Here is a 20,532-nt window from a genome sequence, read left to right as displayed (position 1 = left end):
GGCCGGAACCGCTCGGAAGATTTGCCCTCAGGCTGAATCAAACAGCGTCGGAAGTCACGGCTTGACGGTGGCCCCGTGCACCAGGATCGCCGCCGTCTGCGCCACCCACTCGTCGTCGAGTTCGCGTTCGGGCCACAGCAGCATCCTCAGCATGGTCGACCCGCCGATGAGCTCAACCAGGCGGTCCGGGTCGACATCTGGTTGGACCTCACCCCGCACGATCCCGTCGACGATCCGGGCTCGCACGGTGACGAAGGTCCCGGCGAACCGCTGCATCACCCGCGAGTTCAGATCGGTGTCGGCGACGACGTCGGCGACCAATCCGGGCAGCGCTGCACGCATCACCGGGCTGGTGAACACATCGCGGGCCGCACCGACCATCGCCCGGATGTCGGCGGCGATGTCACCGGCCGGTGCGGTCAGGCCCGTCGCGGCCGCGGGGAACACGGCCTCGTGTACCAACTCGGCTTTGCTCGACCACCGGCGGTACAGCGCGGTTTTCGTGGTTTGCGCACGCTCGGCGACCGCGGCCATCGTCAGGTTCGCGTACCCGATTTCGACAAGCAGGTCCACGGTGGCCTGCAATATGGCAGCGTCGATCCGCGGGTCACGGGGGCGTCCCGCTCCGGCGGTCTTGCCAACCGGTGATGGCTCTGCTTTCATAACGCTACTAACAGTATCGTAATTGTGGCCGTAAGGAACAGTTGAATGGCAAACGAGGCCGTGGACGCTCCTGTAGAGAACGTCGACCACCTGCAACGCTCCAGTCGCGACGTCACCACCCTGCCATCGGTTTTGTCGAAATGGCTGTCCACCGTGATGCCGGGCGGAGTCACACCTGAGATCACCGTGGAAAGCGGGGTCGACTCCAACGGCATGTCCTCGGAAACGATCATGCTGACCGGTCGCTGGGAAGAGAACGGCGAGGCCAAAGAGCAGAAGTGGGTGGCCCGCGTCGCCCCTACCGCCGATGATGTCCCGGTGTTCTCGTCGTACCGGCTGGACCACCAGTTCGAGGTGATGCGTCAGGTCGGCGAACTCACCGACGTGCCGGTTCCCAACGTGCGGTGGATCGACACCACCGGCGAGGTGCTGGGCACTCCGTTCTTCCTGATGGACCGGGTCGACGGCCAGGTACCGCCGGACGTCATGCCCTACACCTTCGGCGGCAACTGGTTCGCCGACGCTCCGGTCGAACGCCAGCGCGAACTGCAGGACAGCACCGTGGAGGTGCTCGCGAAGCTTCACGCGATCCCCGACGCGGCAGAGCGGTTCGCGTACCTGTCCGAGGCCGGCTCGCCGGGCGATACCCCACTGCGCCGGCAGTTCGGCTGGCTCAAGGATTGGTACGAGTACGCGGTACCCGATATCGGCCGTTCACCGTTGGTGGAGCGGGCACTGCAATGGCTGGAAGACAACTTCCCCGATGACGTGGCGGCCTCGGAAACCGTTTTGACGTGGGGTGATTCGCGTATCGGCAACGTGCTGTACGACGACTTCCGCCCTGCCGCGGTCCTCGACTGGGAGATGGCCACCCTCGGCCCCCGCGAGCTCGACGTCTCGTGGATCATCTTTGCGCACATGGTGTTTCAGGAGCTGTCTGGCATGGCCGGGCTGCCCGGCTTGCCTGATGTGATGCGCGAGGAGGATGTGCGCGCAACCTACCGCGAGTTGACCGGGGCCGAACTCGGCGACCTGCGCTGGTTCTACGTCTACTCAGGCGTCATCTGGTGCTGTGTGTTCATGCGCACCGGCGCCCGGCGAGTGCACTTCGGCGAGACCGAGAAGCCCGACGATGTCGAGACCATGTTCTACCACGCGCCGTTGCTGCGGCGTCTCATTGAGGAGTCTTAAATGCTCGGCCCGATGGACGAATTCCCGGTACATCAAGTTCCCCAGCCCATCGCCTGGCCGGGATCGTCAGACCGGAACTTCTACGACCGTTCGTATTTCAATGCCCACGACCGCACCGGCGACATCTTCGTCATCACCGGTCTCGGCTACTACCCCAACCTCGGGGTGAAGGATGCCTACTTCCTGGTGCGGCGTGGGGACGAGCAGACGGCCGTGCACCTCTCCGACGCGATCGATCAGGACCGGATCAACCAGCACGTGATGGGCTACCGGGTCGAGGTCACCGAACCGCTGCGCAAGATCCGCATCGTGCTCGACGAGACCGAGGGTGTCGCTGCGGACCTCACCTGGAACGGCTTGTGCGATGTCGTGCAGGAGCAGCGGCACCTGATGCGCCAAGGGAACCGGGTAACGCTCGACGCCCAGCGCTTCGCCCAAACAGGTTCCTGGAGCGGCCATCTGGAAATCGATGGCCAACGCATCGACGTCGATCCCGAAACCTGGATCGGCACGCGCGACCGGTCCTGGGGCATCCGCCCGGTCGGTGAGGCCGAGCCCGCCGGACGTCCGGCCGACCCGCCGTTCGAGGGCATGTGGTGGCTCTACGTGCCGATGGCATTCGACGACTTCTCGATCGTCTTCATCATCCAGGAGGATCCCAGCGGGTTCCGCTCGCTCAACGACTGCAGCCGGGTCTTCAAGGACGGCCGCGTCGAACAGCTCGGCTGGCCGCGGGTGAAGATCCATTACCGTTCCGGCACCCGAATCCCGACCGGGGCCACCATCGAGGCCACCGCACCCGACGGCACCCCCATCCGGTTCGACGTGGAATCCAAACTGCCCGTGCCGATTCACGTCGGCGGCGGCTACGGCGGCGACGTCGACTGGATCCACGGCGTGTGGAAGGGCGAGAAGTTCACCGAGCGGCGAACCTACGACATGACCGATCCGGCGGTCGTCGGCCGGACCGCGTTCGGAGTGATCGACCACGTCGGCCGGGCCGTCTGCACCGAGGGCGATGGCGCTCCGGTGGAAGGCTGGGGTCTGTTCGAGCACGGCGCACTGGGCCGCCACGACCCCTCCGGCTTCGCCGACTGGCTCACCGTCGCGCCGTAGCTCGCCTCCTTCCGCTCATCTCCTTCCGCTCGCCTCCTTCCGCGAGCAGACACAAAACTGCCTGTTTTCTACTGAGAATGGGCAGGTTTGTGTCTGCTCGCGGAGGAAAATCAGGCGACCCAGAACAACGCGGCCGCACCGATCGCCTCGACCAGGCAGTAGAACCAGTTGGGGTAGAACGATGTCTGTTCATCGAAGACCGCCGAGAGGGCGCGGCCGACTGCCATCCCGGCCAGCGCGGCACCGACGGCGATCAGTATCCCGGCGCGTACCTCCCCTGGCGCCAGAGCCGCGTAGGTCAGCACCGCGGCTATGGCGATACCGAAACCGCCATACACGCCACGGACTTCCGCGCGGGCCGCGGCCGTCCTGAGGTCGTAGTCGAACGGACGCAGAATCGCCTGCGGAGCCGCCAGTGCGTAGACACCCATGCCGAGGAAGAACACCCCGATCACGACGATCACTGCGATGACCACGGTAGCCTCCTGATCAATTGATTAGGAGGCCAGCATGCAGACTGAACCCGTGCCAGCGCTTCCACAAACCTGCTGCCCGACGGTGTGGCTGTGGCCGGGGCAGGCGCTCTATGCCGGACCGGGGCTCGGCCTCGAGCCGCATTCGGGATCGGTGTGGTGCCTGGTGGTCGGCGTCGACGGGCCCGTGCAGGTGACGGTGCCAAACCACACGATCGTCGCGCGAACCGTATTGATTCCACCGCGGCTCACCCATCACCTGTCGATGCAGGGTGCCATGGTGTCGAGCTACCTCGATCCCAGTTCGCAACGCAGCGCGTCGTGCCGGCAGCAGTTCGCCGAGTTCCGGGACGGCATCGGTGTAGGCCATGGCGCCGAGACCAGACTGACGGCGATGCCGGACGGCGACGAGACCGCGCGGCGCTGGTTGGACGCGGCCGCCCCGGACGTCCCTCATCGGATCGACCCTCGGATCGAATTGGTGGCCAAGCAGATTCGCGAGGATCCGGCGGCAGCGGTACCGGCACGCGAGCTGGCGGCCGCCGCCGGACTCTCCGAATCGCGGTTCCTGCATCTGTTCCGCCGCGAGGCCGGGACCAGCCTGCGGCGCTACCGGATGTGGAGCAGGCTGATCGCGGCGGGTGCCGCCGTGGCGGCCGGCCAGAGCCTCACGAGGGCAGCGGCCGATTCCGGGTTCGCCAGCCCCTCACATCTTGCGGATACCTTCAAGACCACGTTCGGGCTGTCGGCGACGCAACTGCTCGCGACGGGTCTGCGCATCAGCACGCCGTGACCAGCGTGCGCAAAATGCCGGTGAAATGCGGCGTGTCGAGGGGCAGACGCGCACGCTCGCGGTGCTGAGGCGCGACGCCTAGGAGGCAGACACGGACTCGGCGGCCGGGGCGCGCCCGAAGACCATCGACTCGTCGATGCGGTCGAAGCGGTGGTCGATGGCATCCAACACATAGTTGTGGCGCACATGCCACGGCCGCTTGGTGCCCGAACGCGGCAGCGCATGCTCGGAACGCTGGATGTAGCCGGCCTCCAAATCCCAGGTCCGCTTCTCCGGCATCGGCGCCGCACCTTTGTGCGGATAGGCATGGGTGTAGCCGTGTGCACCCATGTACGCCAACAGGTTTGCGAACGCTCGCGCGGTCATGTCGGCCCGCAGCGTCCACGACGCGTTGGTGTAGCCGATGCACCACGCGAGGTTCGGGACGTCCTCTAGCAGGAACTCCTTGTAGACGAACCGTTCGGTCGGCTTGACCTCCTGACCATCGACCGCGAGCCTGATCCCGCCCAGCGCCTGCAGTTGCAGGCCGGTCGCGGTGACGATCACGTCGGCATCCACCCGCGCACCGGATTTCAGCACGAGGCCCGTGGCGTCGACGTGGGCGATCTGATCGGTGACGACGTCCACTTGGCCCCGGCTGATGTGCTGGAACAGGTCTCGGTCGAGCACCAGGCACAAGCGCTGGTCCCACGGGTTGTACCGCGGCTTGAAATGCACGTCGACGGGGTAACCCTCGGGTAGTGCGGCGACGGTCCGATTGCGGATCAGCCACCGCCCGAACTTGGGCGCCTTTCGGAACACGAAGTACATCAGCACGTGGATCATCGCATTGCGGAACCGCACCACCTGATGAGAAACCCTGCGCGGCAGGATCTTCCGGATGGCCTGCACCATCGGGTCGATCCGCGCCATCGACATCATGTAGGTCGGTGAGCGTTGCAGCATCGTCACGTGCGAGGCCTGCTCAGCCAGGGCCGGCACCAGACTGATCGCAGTGGCCCCGCTACCGATCACCACGACGCGCTTGCCCGAGTAATCCAGCGACTCGGGCCAGAACTGCGGATGCACCACGTCGCCGCTGAAGCTCTCGATACCGGGGAATTCCGGGGTGTAGGGCTCGTCGTAGTTGTAGTAGCCGGTGCCGCAGAACAGGTACCGGCACCGGTAGGTCCCAGCCTGGCCGTCCTGCTCGGTCTGTACGGTCCAGGTGTCGGTGCCCGAATCCCAATCCGCCGACAACACACGGGTGTTGAACCGGATATGACGGTCGATGCCATACGTCCTGGCAGTCTCGGTCAGGTAGTCGCGGATATCGCCACCGTCGGCAACGTTCTCCGGCCGCGTCCAGGGTTGATACGGAAAGCTCAGCGTGAAGATGTCGCTGTCGGAGCGGATCCCCGGATACCGGAACAGGTCCCAGGTGCCACCGATCCTCTCCCGACGTTCCAGCACGGTGTACGTCAGGCCGGGGCTCTTCTCGTGCACACGATAGGCCGCGCCCAGCCCCGAGATCCCGGCCCCGATGATGAGTACATCGGTGTACTCCGGATCCGCAGCACCCATGGCGAACCTCCTTTGGTCCCGCTCAGTACCACCCACCCTAAGCGTTCAGCTGCGCAGCGCGTCAACGATCTGGGCAAGCGAATCCACGGCGATCGGACCCGGCTGATACAGGCAGATCCGGTCCGATACCCCGGCCACCCGGTCCCGGATATGAGCGGCGATGTCGGCAGGGCTGCCGCAGGCCGCGATGGTGTGCAGCACCTCGTCGTCGATCAGCGAACCCATGTCCTGCCAGCGGCCCTGTTTGGACAGTGCGTTGAGCTCTGGCTGCAGGTCCCCCCAGCCGTGCACCTGCAGCACCGGCCGGTAGGCCGGGGTCGAGCCGTAGAAGGCCAGCAGCCGCCGCGCCGCGTCGTGGTTGGGGTCCGCTTCGGAGTCGGCCGACACGATGATCTCCGGGACGATGGCCAGATCCGCCTCATCGCGTTCGGCCGCGGCGAGTCCTTCCCGCACCGCGGGCAGCGTGGCCTCCTGCAGGAATCGCTTCGACCCGAACGGCATGACCAGTAGTCCGTCGGCGAACTGCGCGGTGGCCCGGGTCAGCCGGGGGCCCAGCGCGCCGACATAGATCGGCGGCGGACCGTACGGGTTGTCCCGAGGAGTGAACGTGGGTGTCATCAGCGTGTGCTGGTAGTACTCGCCGCGAAACTGCAGGCGCTCGCCGCTCTCCCAGGCCGCGAAGATCGCCCGCAACGCCGCGACGAACTCGGACATCCGGGCCACCGGCCGGTCGAACTCGGCACCGAACCGTTTCTCGATCTGGGTGCGGATCTGGGTGCCGAGTCCCAGGGTAAAACGGCCGCCGGACAGGATCTGGTGGTCGATGGCCTGGTGCGCCAGGTGAATCGGGTTGCGCGGGAACGCAATTGCCACGTTGGTCATCAGGTCGAGGTCCCCGACCGTGCTGGCCAGCGTCAACGGGGTAAATACGTCGTGGGGCCCCTCAAAAGTGAACACCCCACTGGCCCCGGCCTCACGCAGGGCCGCGGCCCGACTGATCGCGTCACGCGGACCGAACAACGCTGTCATCACCTTCACGCGTGAGAGCCTAGACAGGTGAGCATCCCAACCAGCACCGACGTCGTCATTGTGGGCGCCGGCTTCGCCGGGCTGTCCGCCGCCCGCACCCTGGTTCGGCTCGGACACCAGGTGGTGGTGCTCGAGGGACGTGACCGGGTGGGCGGACGCTCGTCGACCACCACGATCGCCGGGGTGCCGGTCGACCTGGGCGGCACGTTCGTCGGCCCCACCCAGGACGCCGTACTGGCGCTGGCCGACGAACTGGGTTGCCGCACGGTGCCCACCTACGACCGCGGCAAGAACCTGATCCGCTGGCACGGGCGCGTGCGGTCCTACCGCAGCACGATCCCGCGGCTGTCGATGATGGAGCTGTTCGACGTTTCCCGCATCCAGTGGCGGTTCGAACGGCTGTGCCGGTTGATCCGGGTGGATGAGCCGTGGAACAGCCCGAACGCGCACAAGCTCGACGACCGCACGCTGGAGCAGTGGCTGCGCTCGGCAGGCGCCAATGCCTCGACGCGCAACCTGATGGCGATCATGTCGAGGGTCACCTGGGGCGCCGAGCCCGACGAGGTGTCGATGCTGCACGCCGCCCGCTACGTGAAGGCTGCCGGCGGGCTGGACCGCATGCTCGACGTCCGCGGCGGCGCCCAGCAAGACCGGTTTCCCGGCGGCACCCAGCAGATCGCGTGCAAGATGGCCGAGGAACTCGGAGATCAGGTGGTGCTCGACGCCCCGGTGAGCCGCATCGAGCGCCGCCCCGACGGCACCGTGGCGGTGATCTCCCCTACCGGCGCGGTTCACGCCCGTGCGGTGATCGTGGCGATCCCGCCGCAGCACCGGACCGGGATCGAGTTCAGCCCGGCGCTGCCCAAGCCATATGCCGAACTGGCGGCGAACTGGCCGCAGGGCAACCTCAGTAAGGCCTACGCCGCCTATGAACGGCCGTTCTGGCGCACCAACGGCTGCTCGGGCGAAGCACTGTCCGATGAAGGGCCGGTGTTCATCACCTTCGACGTGAGCCCGGGTGGTGAAGACCGCCCGGGCATCCTGTTGGGGTTCACCGACGCCCGTACCTTCGACCGGCTGTCACCGGCGGAGCGCCGCGAACAGGCCCTGTCCGGGTTCGCCACCCTGTTCGGCGATGCGGCCCTGCAACCGATCGATTACGTCGATCACTGTTGGAGTACAGAACAATTCGCGCCGGGCGGGCCCACGGCGGCGGTGCCGCCGGGTTCGTGGACGCAGTACGGCAAGTGGCTGCGGGAACCGGTCGACGCGATCCACTGGGCCGGCACCGAAACCGCGGATGAGTGGACCGGCTTCCTCGACGGGGCGGTCCGGTCCGGTCAGCGTGCGGCCGCCGAAGTGGCCGGCCGGCTTACCGACTGAGCGCGTTCGGCCAGTGCGCGCAACTGGGCGTTCACCTGCGACGGGCATTCCAGAATGGCGCAGTGACCACCGGGCATCTCGACGAAGGCACTCAGGTTCGGAGCGTCGGCGGCGATCCGGCGGGCAGCGTCGATGGGCAGCAAGCGGTCCTTGGCACTGCCGATCACCAGCGTGGGCACCGTCAGGTTACGCAGCGAGATGTGTTGTGCGCCCAGCCCGTTGACCAGAGTGCGGGCCCAGCCGCCACGTCCGGCGGACGGGGTCTCGGTGAACAGTTGATAAACGAACTCCGCGACCGACGGGTCGGCGTCACGACCCACCGCCAGACGAGCGACGAAACGCTTGTTGGGCCGCTCGATCATCCGCGGCATCCGCGTCCCGCCGAAGGTCCGGATCGCCGTACCCGCCGCCCGGATCCGCGTCGACGCCAGCGGCGCAGGCACTCTCAGCAATTTCACGTCGCGCACCAGGTCCCCGGTGGTGGTGTTGATCAGCGCGACAGCATCGGCGCGCGCCGCCACCTGAGCCGGATACCGCTGCGACCACGAGGTGATCGCGATCCCACCCATCGAGTGTCCGGCAATGATGGCCCGTTCGCCCGGCTTCAGCGTGGCGTCGAGCACTGCGTCCAGGTCGGCGGCGAGGTGGTTGAGGCTGTACCGGTGACGCCCACGCGGCGTCTCGCTGCGGCCGTGCCCCCGGTGGTCGTAGGCGATGACCCGGTAGTCGGTGGCCAGATCGGCGATCTGGTGGGCCCAGACCCCGATGGCACAGGTGATGCCGTGGGCCAGCACGATCGGGTAGCCGTCCTCGGGCCCGAACACCTCGGCATGTAACCGCACGCCATCGACGGCACGGACCTCGACTGTGCGTCCCGGCGGTAGCTGGGGAAGAGTCATGCTGCTCCGATCATTGGCGTCGTTGCCGGGTGAAACTGGGGATTCATGAACCTACCGCGTCGGTGATCAGCACCGGTTTGACCACGTCAGCGGCCTTGGCGGCGGCCCAGGCCCGGTCGAAGTCGGCGAACGGGTAGCGGCTCACGAGCTTGTCGATCGGAAGTTCGCCACGGTGGTACAGATCGACCAGGCGCGGGATGAAGGTGTGCGGTTCGCTGTCCCCCTCCACCACACCGCGCACGGTCAGGCCCTTACCCATGACGGCCGCGACGGGGAGGTCGGCCGTCAGCGCGCCGAGGCCCAGCAGCGCCAGGGTTCCCCGTTGGCGCAACACCCCGATCGCTGCCGCGAGAACATCGGGCCGCGCGGTGGTGTCGACCGCGGCGGTCACTCCCCCGGTCAGTTCCAGTACCGCTGCGGCGGCGTCGCAACCGGTCGGGTCGATCGTCGCGGTGGCACCCAATTCGGCTGCCAGCGTCCGTCGTTCGACTATCGGGTCGACGGCGATGACGGTCCGGCAGCCCGCGATGCGGGCACCCATGACCGCCGAGAGCCCCACCGCGCCGGCGCCGAACACCACGAGTGCGTCCGCAGGCTGCGGCGCAAGCACATTGAGTACGGCACCCATGCCGGTCTGCACGCTGCAGCCCAGCGGCGCGGCCAGCGCGGGGTCGAGCGGCTCGGGCAACACCACGGCGTTGCGGCTGCCGGCGATCGCATACGTGCAGAAGCTGGACTGGCCGAAGAAGCCGCCCCCGATGGGCACACCGTCGGCGCGCAGCGCACCGGACTCGTCGCGGTAACCGCGCATGTTGAGGTCGGTGGAACGCTCGCAGTAGGCCGGGGCGTCCGCATGGCAATTGGAACAGATGCCGCAGCTGGCGAACGTGAGAACGACCTGTTCGCCGACCCGGGGTGTGGCGTCCGGCCCGGCCTGGACCACGGTGCCCGCGCCCTCGTGGCCGAACACCATCGGCAGCTTGCGAAACCGCGCGGCCACACTCACATCGGTGTGACAGATGCCCACCGCGTCGATGCGGACCAGCACTTCGTCGCCGCGCGGTTCCCGAATCTGCACGTCGATGAGCTGTGGATCAGCCCCGGCATCGAGCACCACGGCGGCGCGGGCGTTGAGCATCCGGTGATGCTAGCCACCCACTTGACACCTGTCACAATTGGCTGGCGACCCACCCGAAGGAGACACCGATGCGTGCAGCACAGATCACCCGGCTCGACGGTCCCGACGCAGTGCGGGTAGCCGAGGCGGAGGAACCCTCCGGTACCGACGAAGTCGTGATCGACGTCCACGCCGCCGGCGTCGCATTCCCCGACGCCCTACTCACCCGCGGGCTCTACCAGTACAAGCCCGAGCTTCCGTTCACCCCGGGCGCCGAGGTCGCCGGCGTGGTGCGCAGCGCCCCGGAAGGTGCCCATGTCCGCGCCGGTGACCGCGTCCTCGGCCTGACGATGTTGTCCGGCGGTATGGCCGAAGTCGTGGCGCTGCCCGCCGAGCGCGTGTTCGCACTGCCCGACGCCGTGTCCTTCGAGGCCGGCGCCGGCATCCTGTTCAACGACCTGACCGTCCAATTCGCGTTGCGCACCCGCGGCCGGTTGACACCAGGCGAGACCGTGCTGGTGCACGGCGCCGCGGGCGGCATCGGCACCTCGGCGCTGCGGCTGGCACCCGCACTGGGCGCCTCGCGCACCATCGCGGTGGTGTCTACCCAGGAGAAGGCCGAGATCGCCCGGGCCGCAGGGGCATCGGACGTGGTGCTGGCCGACGGGTTCCGTGACGCGGTCAAGGAACTCACCGACGGCCGCGGTGTGGATGTCGTCGTCGACCCCGTCGGCGGTGACCGCTTCACCGACTCACTGCGGTCGCTGGCCGTGGGCGGACGACTGCTCGTCATCGGCTTCACCGGCGGCGAGATCCCCACGGTCAAGGTCAATCGCCTGCTGCTGAACAACGTCGACGTGGTCGGCGCGGGTTGGGGCGCCTGGACGTTCTCACACCCCGGCTACCTGCAGGAGCAGTGGGCCGAATTGCAGCCCCTGCTGGCTTCTGGCGCGGTGCCCGCACCGCAGCCCGAGGTGTATCCGCTGGAGCAGGCCGCTGAGGCCATCGCGTCACTGGAGAACCGCAGCGCCAAGGGCAAGGTGGTGCTGAAACTTCGGTGATCCGGGAATAGGAGCGCAGCAATCGGTGTTGCCGCGTGGGTGACTGATGCCGAATTGAGCCCCACCGACTGGGTACGCGACCAGACCCAACGCATCCTGGAACAAGGCACGACTGACGGTGTCGAGGTTCTCGACCGTCCCATCGTGCTGTTCACGACGACGGGCGCCAAGTCCGGCAAGAAGCGGTACGTACCGCTGATGCGTGTGGAAGAGGACGGCCGCTACGCGATGGTGGCTTCCAAGGGCGGCGCCCCGGAGCACCCGTCGTGGTACTTCAACGTCAAGGCCAACCCCGCCGTGACAGTGCAGGACGGCGACAAGACCGCATCGCTGACAGCTCGCGAAATCTCCGGTGACGAGCGCGAGCACTGGTGGAAGCTGGCCGTCGAGGCCTACCCGCCGTACGCCGAATACCAGACCAAGACCAACCGACAGATTCCGGTCTTCATCGTCGAATGACGGCTACCACCAACCGAGGGCGTCGGACATCTGCCGCGCCAACTCGGTGGTGAGGGTGCGCACATAGGTCGCCGACAGATGGTGAGCGTCGTGGTAGACCAGCACATTGCCCTCGACGGCGCGACAGATCGTCGGCCGGCACACCGCATCGCTGAGGTCCAGGGCCTTCATCAGCGGATAGTCGGCCAGGTGATCGAGAGTCGGATTGCGCTGGGCCAGCGCTTCGTTGCGCGGCACCCCGCAGGACTCGGCGTCACCACCGCGCGACAGACAGTCCACCGGCGAGAAGAACCATCCGTCACGGATCATCCACGGCGTATCACGCATGCCGAGCATCGGGATTCCCTTGGCGGACAAGTCATCCCAAATTCCCAGGTAGTAGTCGGGCACATAGTCGCCCTGGCCGTTGAGGATCGGGCGCGTCGAGGTGAAGAACACGTAGTCCGGCCGGTCGGCGATGATCTGCGCCAAGGCGTTGTCCGACCACGTCCGACAAGACGGGTATTTCTCAAAGGACCCCGCGATGATCGGCATGCGCTTGGTGGTCAGCGGACATCCGAACTTCAGGTAAGTGGTCACCTTGAAGCCGTGTTGACGCCCGATCTGATGAAGCGCGGTCAGCCAGTGCTCGGAGTGCGACCCACCGGCCAACGCAATCGTGTGGGCGCCCTTGGGATCTCCGTACACGCACGTGACGACCTCATCACCGGTGAATCCCGTGACGCAATGGTCGATCGACGACGGCGGGATGTCGTCATCTGCCTCCAGCGCGCTCGGGCGCATGGGCAACTTAGCCACTCGGTGATTCCCGATGAGCGCCTGCGCGCCTGGATAGTCGCGGATCGGGAGCATGCCGAGTTCGGCACCGCTGGCGCGGGCCAGGGCCACATGGCCCTGCCACATCAGCGACATCGCGACGAGCATCACCGCGACCAACAGCGCAACCGCACCCGATACCATCCGCATGCCGGCCCCACGGCGCCACGGCAACTGGGCCCACCGCACGGTGAACACCGTCAACAGCACCGCGACCAGCATGACCGCCATACCATCGACCGGGCCGACGGCATCGTCGTTGATCGTCGCCAACCAGAAGATCAACAACGGCCAATGCCACAGGTAGAGCGGATAGGCCATCGCCCCGACGGCGACCACCGGGGCGCTGCGCAAGAATTCGCTCGTCCTCGATGACGTCTCCTCGACGCCGCTGACGATGATCAGCAGCGTCGCGGCCACCGGAATCAACGTCCACACGCCCGGGGACTGCACGGTCCGATCGGTGAGTACACCGCACACCAGGATTGCCGCCAACCCGGCTGCCGTCGCACCGGCCCGCGACCAGCCGCGCCACCGGATTCGGCCCAACGGGCCGGCCACGAACGCCGCCGCCATCACCCCGGCCAACAGCTCCCAGGCCCGAGCGACCGTGCTGTAGTAGCCGAGCATCGGGCTGTCGAACTGCGTGGTGACCGCGTAGTACAACGATGCCGCCATCGCGGTGCCGGACACGACCACCAGAACCGTGCGTCGCGCCGCACCACCCCGACGCAGCGTCAGCGCGGCGACCACAGCAGCCAGCACGAACAACGCCAGCGCGAACTGGCCCAGCACCGAGACCGCCCACAGGTGGTGCAACGGGGTCACCGCCTCACCGGCCTGCACATAGTCGTCAGCCGACTGGAGCAACTGCCAATTCTGGTAGAAGCCCACGCCGGCGAGGGTCTGCTCGGCGAACGACTCCCACCGGGTCTGCGGCTGGACGAGTACGGTCAGCACCGCGGAAACGACCAGCACAAAAACCAGCGGCGGCACCACCCACCGCACCACCCGGCCCGCCTCGGCGGCCAGGGTTGACCCGCTCGCGGTACCGATGCTGCGCAGGACGCGACCGCCGACGAAGTAGCCGGACAGGACCAGCAGGACATCCACGCCGCCAGACGCCCGCCCAAGCCAGAAATGGCACACGACCACCATCACGATGGCCACACCGCTCAATCCGATCAGGTCATCGCGAACCCGCCGCGCAGCAGCAGGAACGCGAACCGGATCGTCAACAATCAACTGCACGCTGAACTTTCCCTGGGCTGTCTTCGCCGGTCACTGACGACGAGAACACCCTGGGGCACGCCGTTCGCCGCACCGAGCATAGGCCACCGGATCAGGTGGTCAAGCTGAGCCGCCGAGCAGCCCGGGAGGCCCTTCCGGACATCTGAAGCGCATCGCTTGTACGAAACGGCCATAGGCATATTTGCCCCGCAAATCTAGCCTTGAGGCATGACTGCCACTGCCACACCGGCCGCCAAGAAGTCCACCTACCGGCCGTTGGAGCTGTTCGACACCGACCGCCTGCTCGATCAGGACGAACGCGAGATCGCAGCGACGGTACGCAAGTTTGTCGATACCCGGCTGAAGCCAAACGTCGGCGAATGGTTCGAATCGGCCACCCTGCCCAGAGAGCTGGCCAAGGAGTTCGGCAGGCTCGGCGTGCTCGGCATGCACCTGCAGGGTTACGGCTGCGCGGGCACCAATGCCGTCAGCTACGGCCTGGCCTGCATGGAACTGGAAGCCGGGGACAGCGGATTCCGCAGCTTCGTCTCCGTCCAGGGCTCGCTGTCGATGTTCTCGATCTACCGCTATGGCTCAGAGGAACAGAAGAACGAATGGCTTCCCCGGCTGGCCACCGGCGACGCGATCGGCTGCTTCGGCCTGACCGAGCCCGACTTCGGCTCCAACCCCGCAGGCATGCGCACCCGCGCAAAGCGCTCTGGCGCCGGAGAAAACGCAGACTGGGTGCTCAACGGCACCAAGATGTGGATCACCAACGGCAACCTCGCCGACGTGGCCACCGTGTGGGCACAGACCGACGACGGGGTTATCAGAGGCTTCCTGGTGCCCACCGACACCCCGGGCTTCACCGCCAACGAGATTCATCGCAAACTCTCGCTGCGCGCCTCGGTGACCTCCGAGCTCGTGCTGGACAACGTCCGGTTGCCCGCCTCGGCGCAACTGCCGCTGGCCGACGGACTGTCCGCACCACTGTCGTGCCTCAACGAAGCCCGGTTCGGCATCGTGTTCGGGTCTCTCGGCGCCGCCCGCGACAGCCTGGAGACCGCGATCGACTACGCGGGCTCGCGCGAGGTGTTCGACAAGCCGCTGACCAGCTACCAGCTCACCCAGGAAAAGCTGGCCAACATGACCGTCGAACTCGGCAAGGGAATGCTGCTGGCGATCCACCTCGGCCGCATCAAGGACGCCGAAGGTGTTCGGCCCGAGCAGATCAGCCTGGGCAAGCTCAACAACGTCCGCGAAGCCCTGGCCATCGCACGGGAATGCCGGACCCTGTTGGGCGGCAGCGGAATCACCCTCGAATACTCACCACTGCGCCATGCCAACAACCTGGAATCCGTCCTCACGTACGAGGGCACCTCCGAGATGCATCTGCTCTCCATCGGCAAGGCGCTGACCGGGCAGGCGGCCTTCCGCTGATGACCGTCGCCATCAAGCACCTGATCGGCGGACAGTGGGTGCCCGGCACCGGCGACGAGCTACTCAGTGTGAACCCGGCACAGCCGAGTCTGATTGTGGCTCAGGGAAGTAACGCACGGCTATCCGATGTCGACGCCGCGGTGGGTGCCGCCACTGCAGCCGCGGCGCCCTGGGCCACCGCGCCGATGCATCAGCGCGGCGCGGTCCTGCTCGGCGCTGCCGATATCGTCGACCGCAATGCGGAGGCGTGGGGGCTGGAACTGGCCCGCGAAGAGGGCAAGACGAAAGCCGAAGGCACCGGCGAGGTTCGGCGGGCCGCGCAGATCCTCCGCTACTACGGAAACGAGGGTGATCGGCAGGCAGGCGAGATCTTCGCCTCGCTCCGGGCCGGTGAACAGATCCTCATCACCCGCAAGCCGTTAGGCGTGGTCGGTGTGATCACCCCGTTCAACTTCCCCATCGCCATCCCGGCCTGGAAGATCGCACCCGCGTTGATCTATGGCAACACCGTCGTGTGGAAACCCGCGAGTACCGTTCCGCTGCTGGCGATTCGCCTCGCGCAGGCGCTCACCGAGGCCGGCCTGCCCGCCGGTGTGCTCAACCTGCTGATCGGCGGATCCGATATCGGCACCGCCATCGTCGACCACCCCGGCATCGACGGCATCACGTTCACCGGTTCCACCGGGGTCGGGCGGGGCATCGCCGCGGCCGCGGCCGCACGTGGCATCCCCGCGCAGGCCGAGATGGGCGGCAAGAACGCCGCCGTCGTCCTCGATGACGCCGATCTCGATCTGGCCCTCGAGCAGGTGATGCTCGGTGCGTTCCGCTCGACCGGGCAGAAATGCACTGCCACCTCCCGCCTGATCGTCACCGACGGGATCGCCGATACCTTCCTGTCCGCTCTGAGCCGGCGTGCGGCGGCCCTGATCGTCGGAGACCCGACCGACGATACGACGCAGATGGGTCCGGTCATCAACGACACTGCACACCAGTCTATTTCAGCCGGGATTCGTACCGCGGCCACGCAAGGTGCCACGGTTCTGACGGGTGGGCATCCCTATGCCGACGGTCCGCTCACGGCGGGCTACTTCGTCGCACCTACCATCGTCGAACTCAACAGTGCACCGGCCGATGTGTGGACCGACGAATTGTTCGGGCCCGTCCTCGCGGTCAAACGGGCCGCCGATGGCGATGCCGCGTTCACGCTCGCCAACGACAGCGAGTTCGGCCTCTCTGCGGCGATCTTCACGCAGGACCTGACCCGGGCCCTGCAGGCTGTCGAGCAGATCGACGTCGGCGTGCTGCACGTGAACTCCGAGTCGGCCGGCGCCGATCCGCATGTGCCGTTCGGTGGCGCCAAGAAGAGCGGACTCGGCCCCAAGGAGCAAGGTGGCGCCGCGCGGGAATTCTTCACCCACACCACCACGGTGTACCTACGTGGCGGGCGGGCGCGCTCGTGACCGCCGGGGCGCTCGACGGGGTCGTCGTCGTGGATTTCAGCCGCGTGCTGGCCGGGCCGTACGCGACCATGATGCTCGGTGATTTCGGCGCGGAGGTCATCAAGATCGAACGCCCGGGTACCGGCGACGACACCCGGGCCTGGGGACCGCCCTACGATTCATCCGGTGTGGCAACGTATTTCAACGCCATCAACCGCAACAAGCGTTCGGTGGCACTCGACCTGACCGACCCGGGCGACCGGGATCGCGCCCGATCCCTGGTCGCGGGCGCCGACATCGTCGTCGAGAACTTCCGGCCGGGCACGATGGAGAAACTCGGCCTGGGGTACGAGGGCCTGCGGGCGATCCGTCCCGAGGTCATCTACTGCTCGATCACCGGATTCGGCCGCGACGGCGGTGCTGGATTGCCGGGCTACGACCTGCTGGTGCAGGCGGTCGGCGGATTGATGAGCGTCACCGGAACCGAACCCGGCGATCCCACCAAGGCCGGGGTGGCGCTGGTAGACGTGTTGGCCGGGCTGCATGCGCTGAGCGGGATCCTCGCCGCCCTGGCCCATCGCGACCGCACCGGAGTGGGCCAGCGCGTCGACACCAACCTGTTATCGGTGTTGTTGTCCTCCATGGTCAATCAGGCTTCCGGGTACCTCGGCGCCGGTGCGGTGCCGCAGATCATGGGCAATCGCCACCCGAGCATCGCCCCATATCAGACCTTCGAAACCGCCGACCGGCCCATCGCCGTCGCTGTCGGCAACGACAAACAGTTCCGGTCCTTCGCCTCGGCCATCGGCGAACCTCAGCTGGCCGACGACCCCCGGTTCGGCACCAATCCGGAACGGGTTGCGCATCGGGATGCACTGTGCGCCGTCATCGAAACCGCGTTGAAGAACCACGGTGCCGACCACTGGTACGAGGTGTTGACCGCGGCGAGTATTCCGGCCGGGCCGATCAACGATCTGTCGGAGGCATTCGCCTTCGCTCGCGAACTCGGGTTGGAAGCAACAGTTCCGGTGCCCGGAACGCCCACACCGCAAGTGGCCAACCCGATCACGTTGTCGGCGACACCGGTCACCTACCGCAGCGGTCCACCACGGCTCGGCGCCGACCTGATGGACCGTCTCACCCCGACCGGCGAGACGCCAGCAGCTGCCAGGCCTTGAGCGCCAGCCACAGCTGTGCCCGGGTATCGGCGGACTCCAGGTCATCGCCCAACAGTTGACAGATACGCCGCATCCGGTTGCGCATGGTGTGGCGATGAACCGCGAGCTCGGCAGCCGCCGCCTCCATCTGACCGTTGCGACCGAGAAAGGCTGCCAGGGTGGGGATCAACTCGTCCCCACCGGCCAGCGAGTCCAACGGCGCTGCCAACACCCGGAGTTCGGCGGCACTCCGCCCCTCGAGCAGCACTGCCATCGCGCTGAGTTCACCGAATTCGCTGAACCGCCCGCCGCCGGAATGCGCCGCGATACGGGCCTGTTCCAACGCCGCGTGCAGATCGGTCAGCCCGGCCGGTCGGCTCACCCCACCACCGACCGTGATACCCGTCTGCTGCGCGAGCTCCTCTACGACAGTGCGGATACGACGTCGGCTCCCGGTCGCCGGAACCACGATGACGATCTCGTCACCCAGCGGAGCCATCAGAAACGAGGTCAGCACCCGGCCCAGTACATGCTGGGCTGTCAGCAACGGCCCCGCGCCGGTGAACGATGCCACCACGATGTCGCCGTCGGGTTCAAAACCGAAGTACCGCAACACCGCACTGTCCACAGCACCTGCGCCCGAAATCAGCTCGCGGGTCACCGCGGTCCGCAGCAGTTGCTCGGCATCGACCACCCGGGCCGGCTTCTCGATCGCGATCGAGATCAGCGACACGGCATGCGCGACCAGGAACCGGTCGGCGTTGGACATCGGGTCGGACGTGCGCACCGCAAGCCGACCGCGAACGGGCTGGGCGGCCCGCAGATTCTGAATGGTGACGTAGGCGTCCCCATCGGTGGTGACATGGGCACCGTGCCGACGCGTCGGGCGCCCCCGCTCGCCCAGTACGGAGATCAGCCGTGCTTGGGCACCTCCCCCGGCAGCCAACACGGTGTCGTCGGTGTCGACCACCACGACCGTCGCCGACAGACAGTCGGCCAGCGCGTCGACCACTCCGGGGATGCCGCCCCGGAGTGTCGCCCGGGCCAGCACCTCCTGATCGTCGACGACCCGTTGCACCGAGCGCAGTTCGTCGGCCTTGAGCGCGTCGATCACCACGCGGGCGATCGCGATGAACGGCGTCGACGCGGGCACCTCGAGCACCGGGATCCCCAACTCGTCGCCGGCGGTGCGCACCGCCCGCGGGATGTCGGCAATCGTGGTGCCGGTGTCGATGGCCAGCGCTGCGGTCCCGGCCGAGGCCAGGCGCGCCACGTAGGCCGCTTGCGCTTCGGCGTCGGCTCCGATGTTGATGCCGGTCGTCATGACCAATTCACCACCGGCCAGATACGGGGTCGGGTCGGTCAGCTCGATCGCATGCGCCCAGGAGATCTCACGGTCCGCGCCGCGCGCTCCGGCCACCAGAACGAGGCCGAGGCCGTCGACCTCGGTCAGGTCCCGCACGGTGAGTGCCACAGAAGAAGTCTTACCCTTTTTCGGCCGTCACCGGCATCACCTCGCTACCCAACTATGACAGCGCACACTTACCTGCGGCGAAAGTGGTTGAGCTGTATCGAAACTCACACTCTAAGAATTGCTTTTAGACAGCTGCTACGGGGACCATGGAGTTGTCCGTCCGGCGAGCGATCCTCGACGTGTGGACGTCAGCAAACACAATGGGTACCCGTGATCCGGGGCACTTTTTAGGAGTGAGAAGTATGTCCTTCGCACAGTTTCGCGCAAACCAGAAGCGCGCCAACATGCGGCGCCGCCTCTATGCGCGAATCAACGAAATGCCGAACTCGTCGGTTCGCGAAGAGTTGATCGCAGTCGTGCAGCGGCACGAGCTTCAGGATGCAGATCACTGAGACGACGTTTCCGCTGTACAGAGCCGGTGGCCCGAAGGCCTCCGGCTCTGTTGCTTTCGGCGGTTGATTTCAATGGCTGATCGGTCAGCCTCGGCCGAAGTACGGCATGGACCGCGCCATCACCGTCAGCGACGGCACCGAGACCTCCAGCGGCAGATCGACCAGATGCGCCACAGCGCGTGCGACATGCTCGACATCGAAAGTCGGCTCAGCCGCGAGACTTCCATCAGCCTGCAGAGTCTGGTGGCTGAATCCTGCGGTCATGTCGGTGGCGGCATTACCGATGTCGATCTGGGTGATGCAGATGTCGATATCGCGCAGATCCAACAACATTGACGCGGTCAACCCGCTCATCGCGTGTTTGGTGACGGTGTAGGCCAGGCTTTTGGGACGGGGCCGGTGCGCCGAGATCGATCCGTTGTTGATGATCCGCCCGCCCCTGGGCAATTGGGCGGCCATGACGCGAGCGGCTTCCCGCGCGCAGAACACCGCACCGTCGACATTCGTGCGCCACGTGGCGTGCCACTGCTCGTCGGTGATGTCGGCGACCGATGCCGACGGTCCGAACACCCCCGCGTTGTTGAACAACACATCCACCCGGCCGTACGTCGACACCGCGTCGCCGAACAGCGCACCCACCGAGGCTGAATCCGTGACGTCGGTAGGCACGACGCGGGCGTTCGGGCGCCCACCGCCGGCCTCGACCAGCGGCTCGGCACGACGGCCCGCCAGCACCACCTGATGCCCGGCGTCCAACAGCACCTGGGCTGTTGCACGGCCGATGCCACTGCCCGCCCCGGTGATGATCACGACTTTCTGCACGGGTTCGATTGTGCC

At 66.8% G+C, this 20,532-nt stretch carries 18 protein-coding genes; 9 read left to right on the top strand and 9 right to left on the bottom strand.

Annotated elements, in window-relative coordinates; genetic code table 11:
• Nucleotides 1-54: 54 nt before the first annotated feature.
• On the bottom strand, nucleotides 55-663 hold the full coding sequence (locus tag ACZY08_RS12595) for a TetR/AcrR family transcriptional regulator (protein ID WP_463744535.1): 609 nt from the start codon (nucleotides 661-663) through the stop codon (nucleotides 55-57).
• Nucleotides 664-708: 45 nt separating this feature from the next.
• On the opposite strand from ACZY08_RS12595, the gene ACZY08_RS12590 reads away from it, so the two are divergent.
• Both ACZY08_RS12590 and ACZY08_RS12585 read left to right on the top strand, forming a co-directional pair.
• Nucleotides 709-1,854, top strand: a complete 1,146-nt coding sequence (locus ACZY08_RS12590; RefSeq protein WP_463744536.1) for a phosphotransferase family protein — start codon at nucleotides 709-711, stop codon at nucleotides 1,852-1,854.
• Complete coding sequence (locus ACZY08_RS12585) at nucleotides 1,855-2,970, top strand: Rv3169 family protein (RefSeq protein WP_463744537.1); 1,116 nt, start codon at nucleotides 1,855-1,857, stop codon at nucleotides 2,968-2,970.
• Between the two features lie 110 nt (nucleotides 2,971-3,080).
• On the opposite strand, the gene ACZY08_RS12580 is transcribed toward ACZY08_RS12585, so the two are convergent.
• Nucleotides 3,081-3,446 (bottom strand): DUF4345 domain-containing protein, encoded by a 366-nt coding sequence (locus ACZY08_RS12580; RefSeq protein ID WP_463744538.1) that lies wholly within the window; start codon nucleotides 3,444-3,446, stop codon nucleotides 3,081-3,083.
• 34 nt (nucleotides 3,447-3,480) lie between these two features.
• Here ACZY08_RS12580 and ACZY08_RS12575 point away from each other — a divergent pair, with 34 nt between their 5' ends.
• On the top strand, nucleotides 3,481-4,236 hold the full coding sequence (locus ACZY08_RS12575) for an AraC family transcriptional regulator (protein ID WP_463744539.1): 756 nt from the start codon (nucleotides 3,481-3,483) through the stop codon (nucleotides 4,234-4,236).
• Between the two features lie 78 nt (nucleotides 4,237-4,314).
• On the opposite strand, the gene ACZY08_RS12570 is transcribed toward ACZY08_RS12575, so the two are convergent.
• Nucleotides 4,315-5,799, bottom strand: coding sequence for a flavin-containing monooxygenase (locus ACZY08_RS12570; protein ID WP_463744540.1), 1,485 nt, complete (start codon nucleotides 5,797-5,799; stop codon nucleotides 4,315-4,317).
• 45 nt (nucleotides 5,800-5,844) lie between these two features.
• Nucleotides 5,845-6,828, bottom strand: coding sequence for a TIGR03617 family F420-dependent LLM class oxidoreductase (locus ACZY08_RS12565; RefSeq protein ID WP_463745265.1), 984 nt, complete (start codon nucleotides 6,826-6,828; stop codon nucleotides 5,845-5,847).
• 27 nt (nucleotides 6,829-6,855) lie between these two features.
• Here ACZY08_RS12565 and ACZY08_RS12560 point away from each other — a divergent pair, with 27 nt between their 5' ends.
• Nucleotides 6,856-8,211 (top strand): flavin monoamine oxidase family protein, encoded by a 1,356-nt coding sequence (locus ACZY08_RS12560; RefSeq protein ID WP_463744541.1) that lies wholly within the window; start codon nucleotides 6,856-6,858, stop codon nucleotides 8,209-8,211.
• Here the strand turns inward: ACZY08_RS12560 and ACZY08_RS12555 are convergent.
• Complete coding sequence (locus tag ACZY08_RS12555; RefSeq protein ID WP_463744542.1) at nucleotides 8,169-9,110, bottom strand: alpha/beta fold hydrolase; 942 nt, start codon at nucleotides 9,108-9,110, stop codon at nucleotides 8,169-8,171. The two genes, ACZY08_RS12560 and ACZY08_RS12555, sit on opposite strands and share 43 nt — an antisense overlap.
• Nucleotides 9,111-9,153: 43 nt before the next feature.
• The gene (locus tag ACZY08_RS12550) at nucleotides 9,154-10,248 is read right to left on the bottom strand and encodes an NAD(P)-dependent alcohol dehydrogenase (RefSeq protein WP_463744543.1); all 1,095 of its coding nucleotides are present in this window, start codon (nucleotides 10,246-10,248) and stop codon (nucleotides 9,154-9,156) included.
• Between the two features lie 68 nt (nucleotides 10,249-10,316).
• On the opposite strand from ACZY08_RS12550, the gene ACZY08_RS12545 reads away from it, so the two are divergent.
• Together ACZY08_RS12545 and ACZY08_RS12540 are read left to right on the top strand one after the other, a co-directional pair.
• Nucleotides 10,317-11,288: an NADPH:quinone oxidoreductase family protein gene (locus ACZY08_RS12545; protein WP_463744544.1), complete on the top strand. Its 972-nt coding sequence runs from the start codon at nucleotides 10,317-10,319 to the stop codon at nucleotides 11,286-11,288.
• 39 nt (nucleotides 11,289-11,327) lie between these two features.
• Entirely contained in the window at nucleotides 11,328-11,747 is a 420-nt protein-coding gene (locus ACZY08_RS12540) for a nitroreductase family deazaflavin-dependent oxidoreductase (protein ID WP_463744545.1), read from the top strand.
• Between the two features lie 3 nt (nucleotides 11,748-11,750).
• Here the strand turns inward: ACZY08_RS12540 and ACZY08_RS12535 are convergent, their stop codons facing one another.
• On the bottom strand, nucleotides 11,751-13,814 hold the full coding sequence (locus ACZY08_RS12535; RefSeq protein WP_463744546.1) for an acyltransferase family protein: 2,064 nt from the start codon (nucleotides 13,812-13,814) through the stop codon (nucleotides 11,751-11,753).
• 207 nt (nucleotides 13,815-14,021) lie between these two features.
• On the opposite strand from ACZY08_RS12535, the gene ACZY08_RS12530 reads away from it, so the two are divergent.
• The 3 genes from ACZY08_RS12530 to ACZY08_RS12520 are packed head-to-tail and all read left to right on the top strand — an operon-like array spanning nucleotide 14,022 to nucleotide 17,850.
• On the top strand, nucleotides 14,022-15,233 hold the full coding sequence (locus ACZY08_RS12530) for an acyl-CoA dehydrogenase family protein (RefSeq protein WP_463744547.1): 1,212 nt from the start codon (nucleotides 14,022-14,024) through the stop codon (nucleotides 15,231-15,233).
• Nucleotides 15,230-16,693: an aldehyde dehydrogenase family protein gene (locus tag ACZY08_RS12525; RefSeq protein WP_463745266.1), complete on the top strand. Its 1,464-nt coding sequence runs from the start codon at nucleotides 15,230-15,232 to the stop codon at nucleotides 16,691-16,693. Before ACZY08_RS12530 ends, ACZY08_RS12525 begins: the two co-directional genes overlap by 4 nt.
• Entirely contained in the window at nucleotides 16,690-17,850 is a 1,161-nt protein-coding gene (locus ACZY08_RS12520; protein ID WP_463744548.1) for a CaiB/BaiF CoA transferase family protein, read from the top strand. Before ACZY08_RS12525 ends, ACZY08_RS12520 begins: the two co-directional genes overlap by 4 nt.
• On the opposite strand, the gene ACZY08_RS12515 is transcribed toward ACZY08_RS12520, so the two are convergent.
• A complete protein-coding gene (locus ACZY08_RS12515; protein ID WP_463744549.1) occupies nucleotides 17,810-19,303 on the bottom strand; it encodes a PucR family transcriptional regulator in 1,494 nt (497 codons plus the stop codon). The genes ACZY08_RS12520 and ACZY08_RS12515 overlap by 41 nt on opposite strands.
• A 476-nt stretch (nucleotides 19,304-19,779) precedes the next feature.
• Nucleotides 19,780-20,526, bottom strand: a complete 747-nt coding sequence (locus ACZY08_RS12510) for an SDR family oxidoreductase (protein WP_463745267.1) — start codon at nucleotides 20,524-20,526, stop codon at nucleotides 19,780-19,782.
• Nucleotides 20,527-20,532: the final 6 nt, after the last annotated feature.

The organism is Mycobacterium sp. IDUB_9 (genome assembly GCF_055419505.1).
Note: the sequence above shows the minus strand (reverse complement) of the source record. Positions and strands in the feature narration are given on the sequence as shown.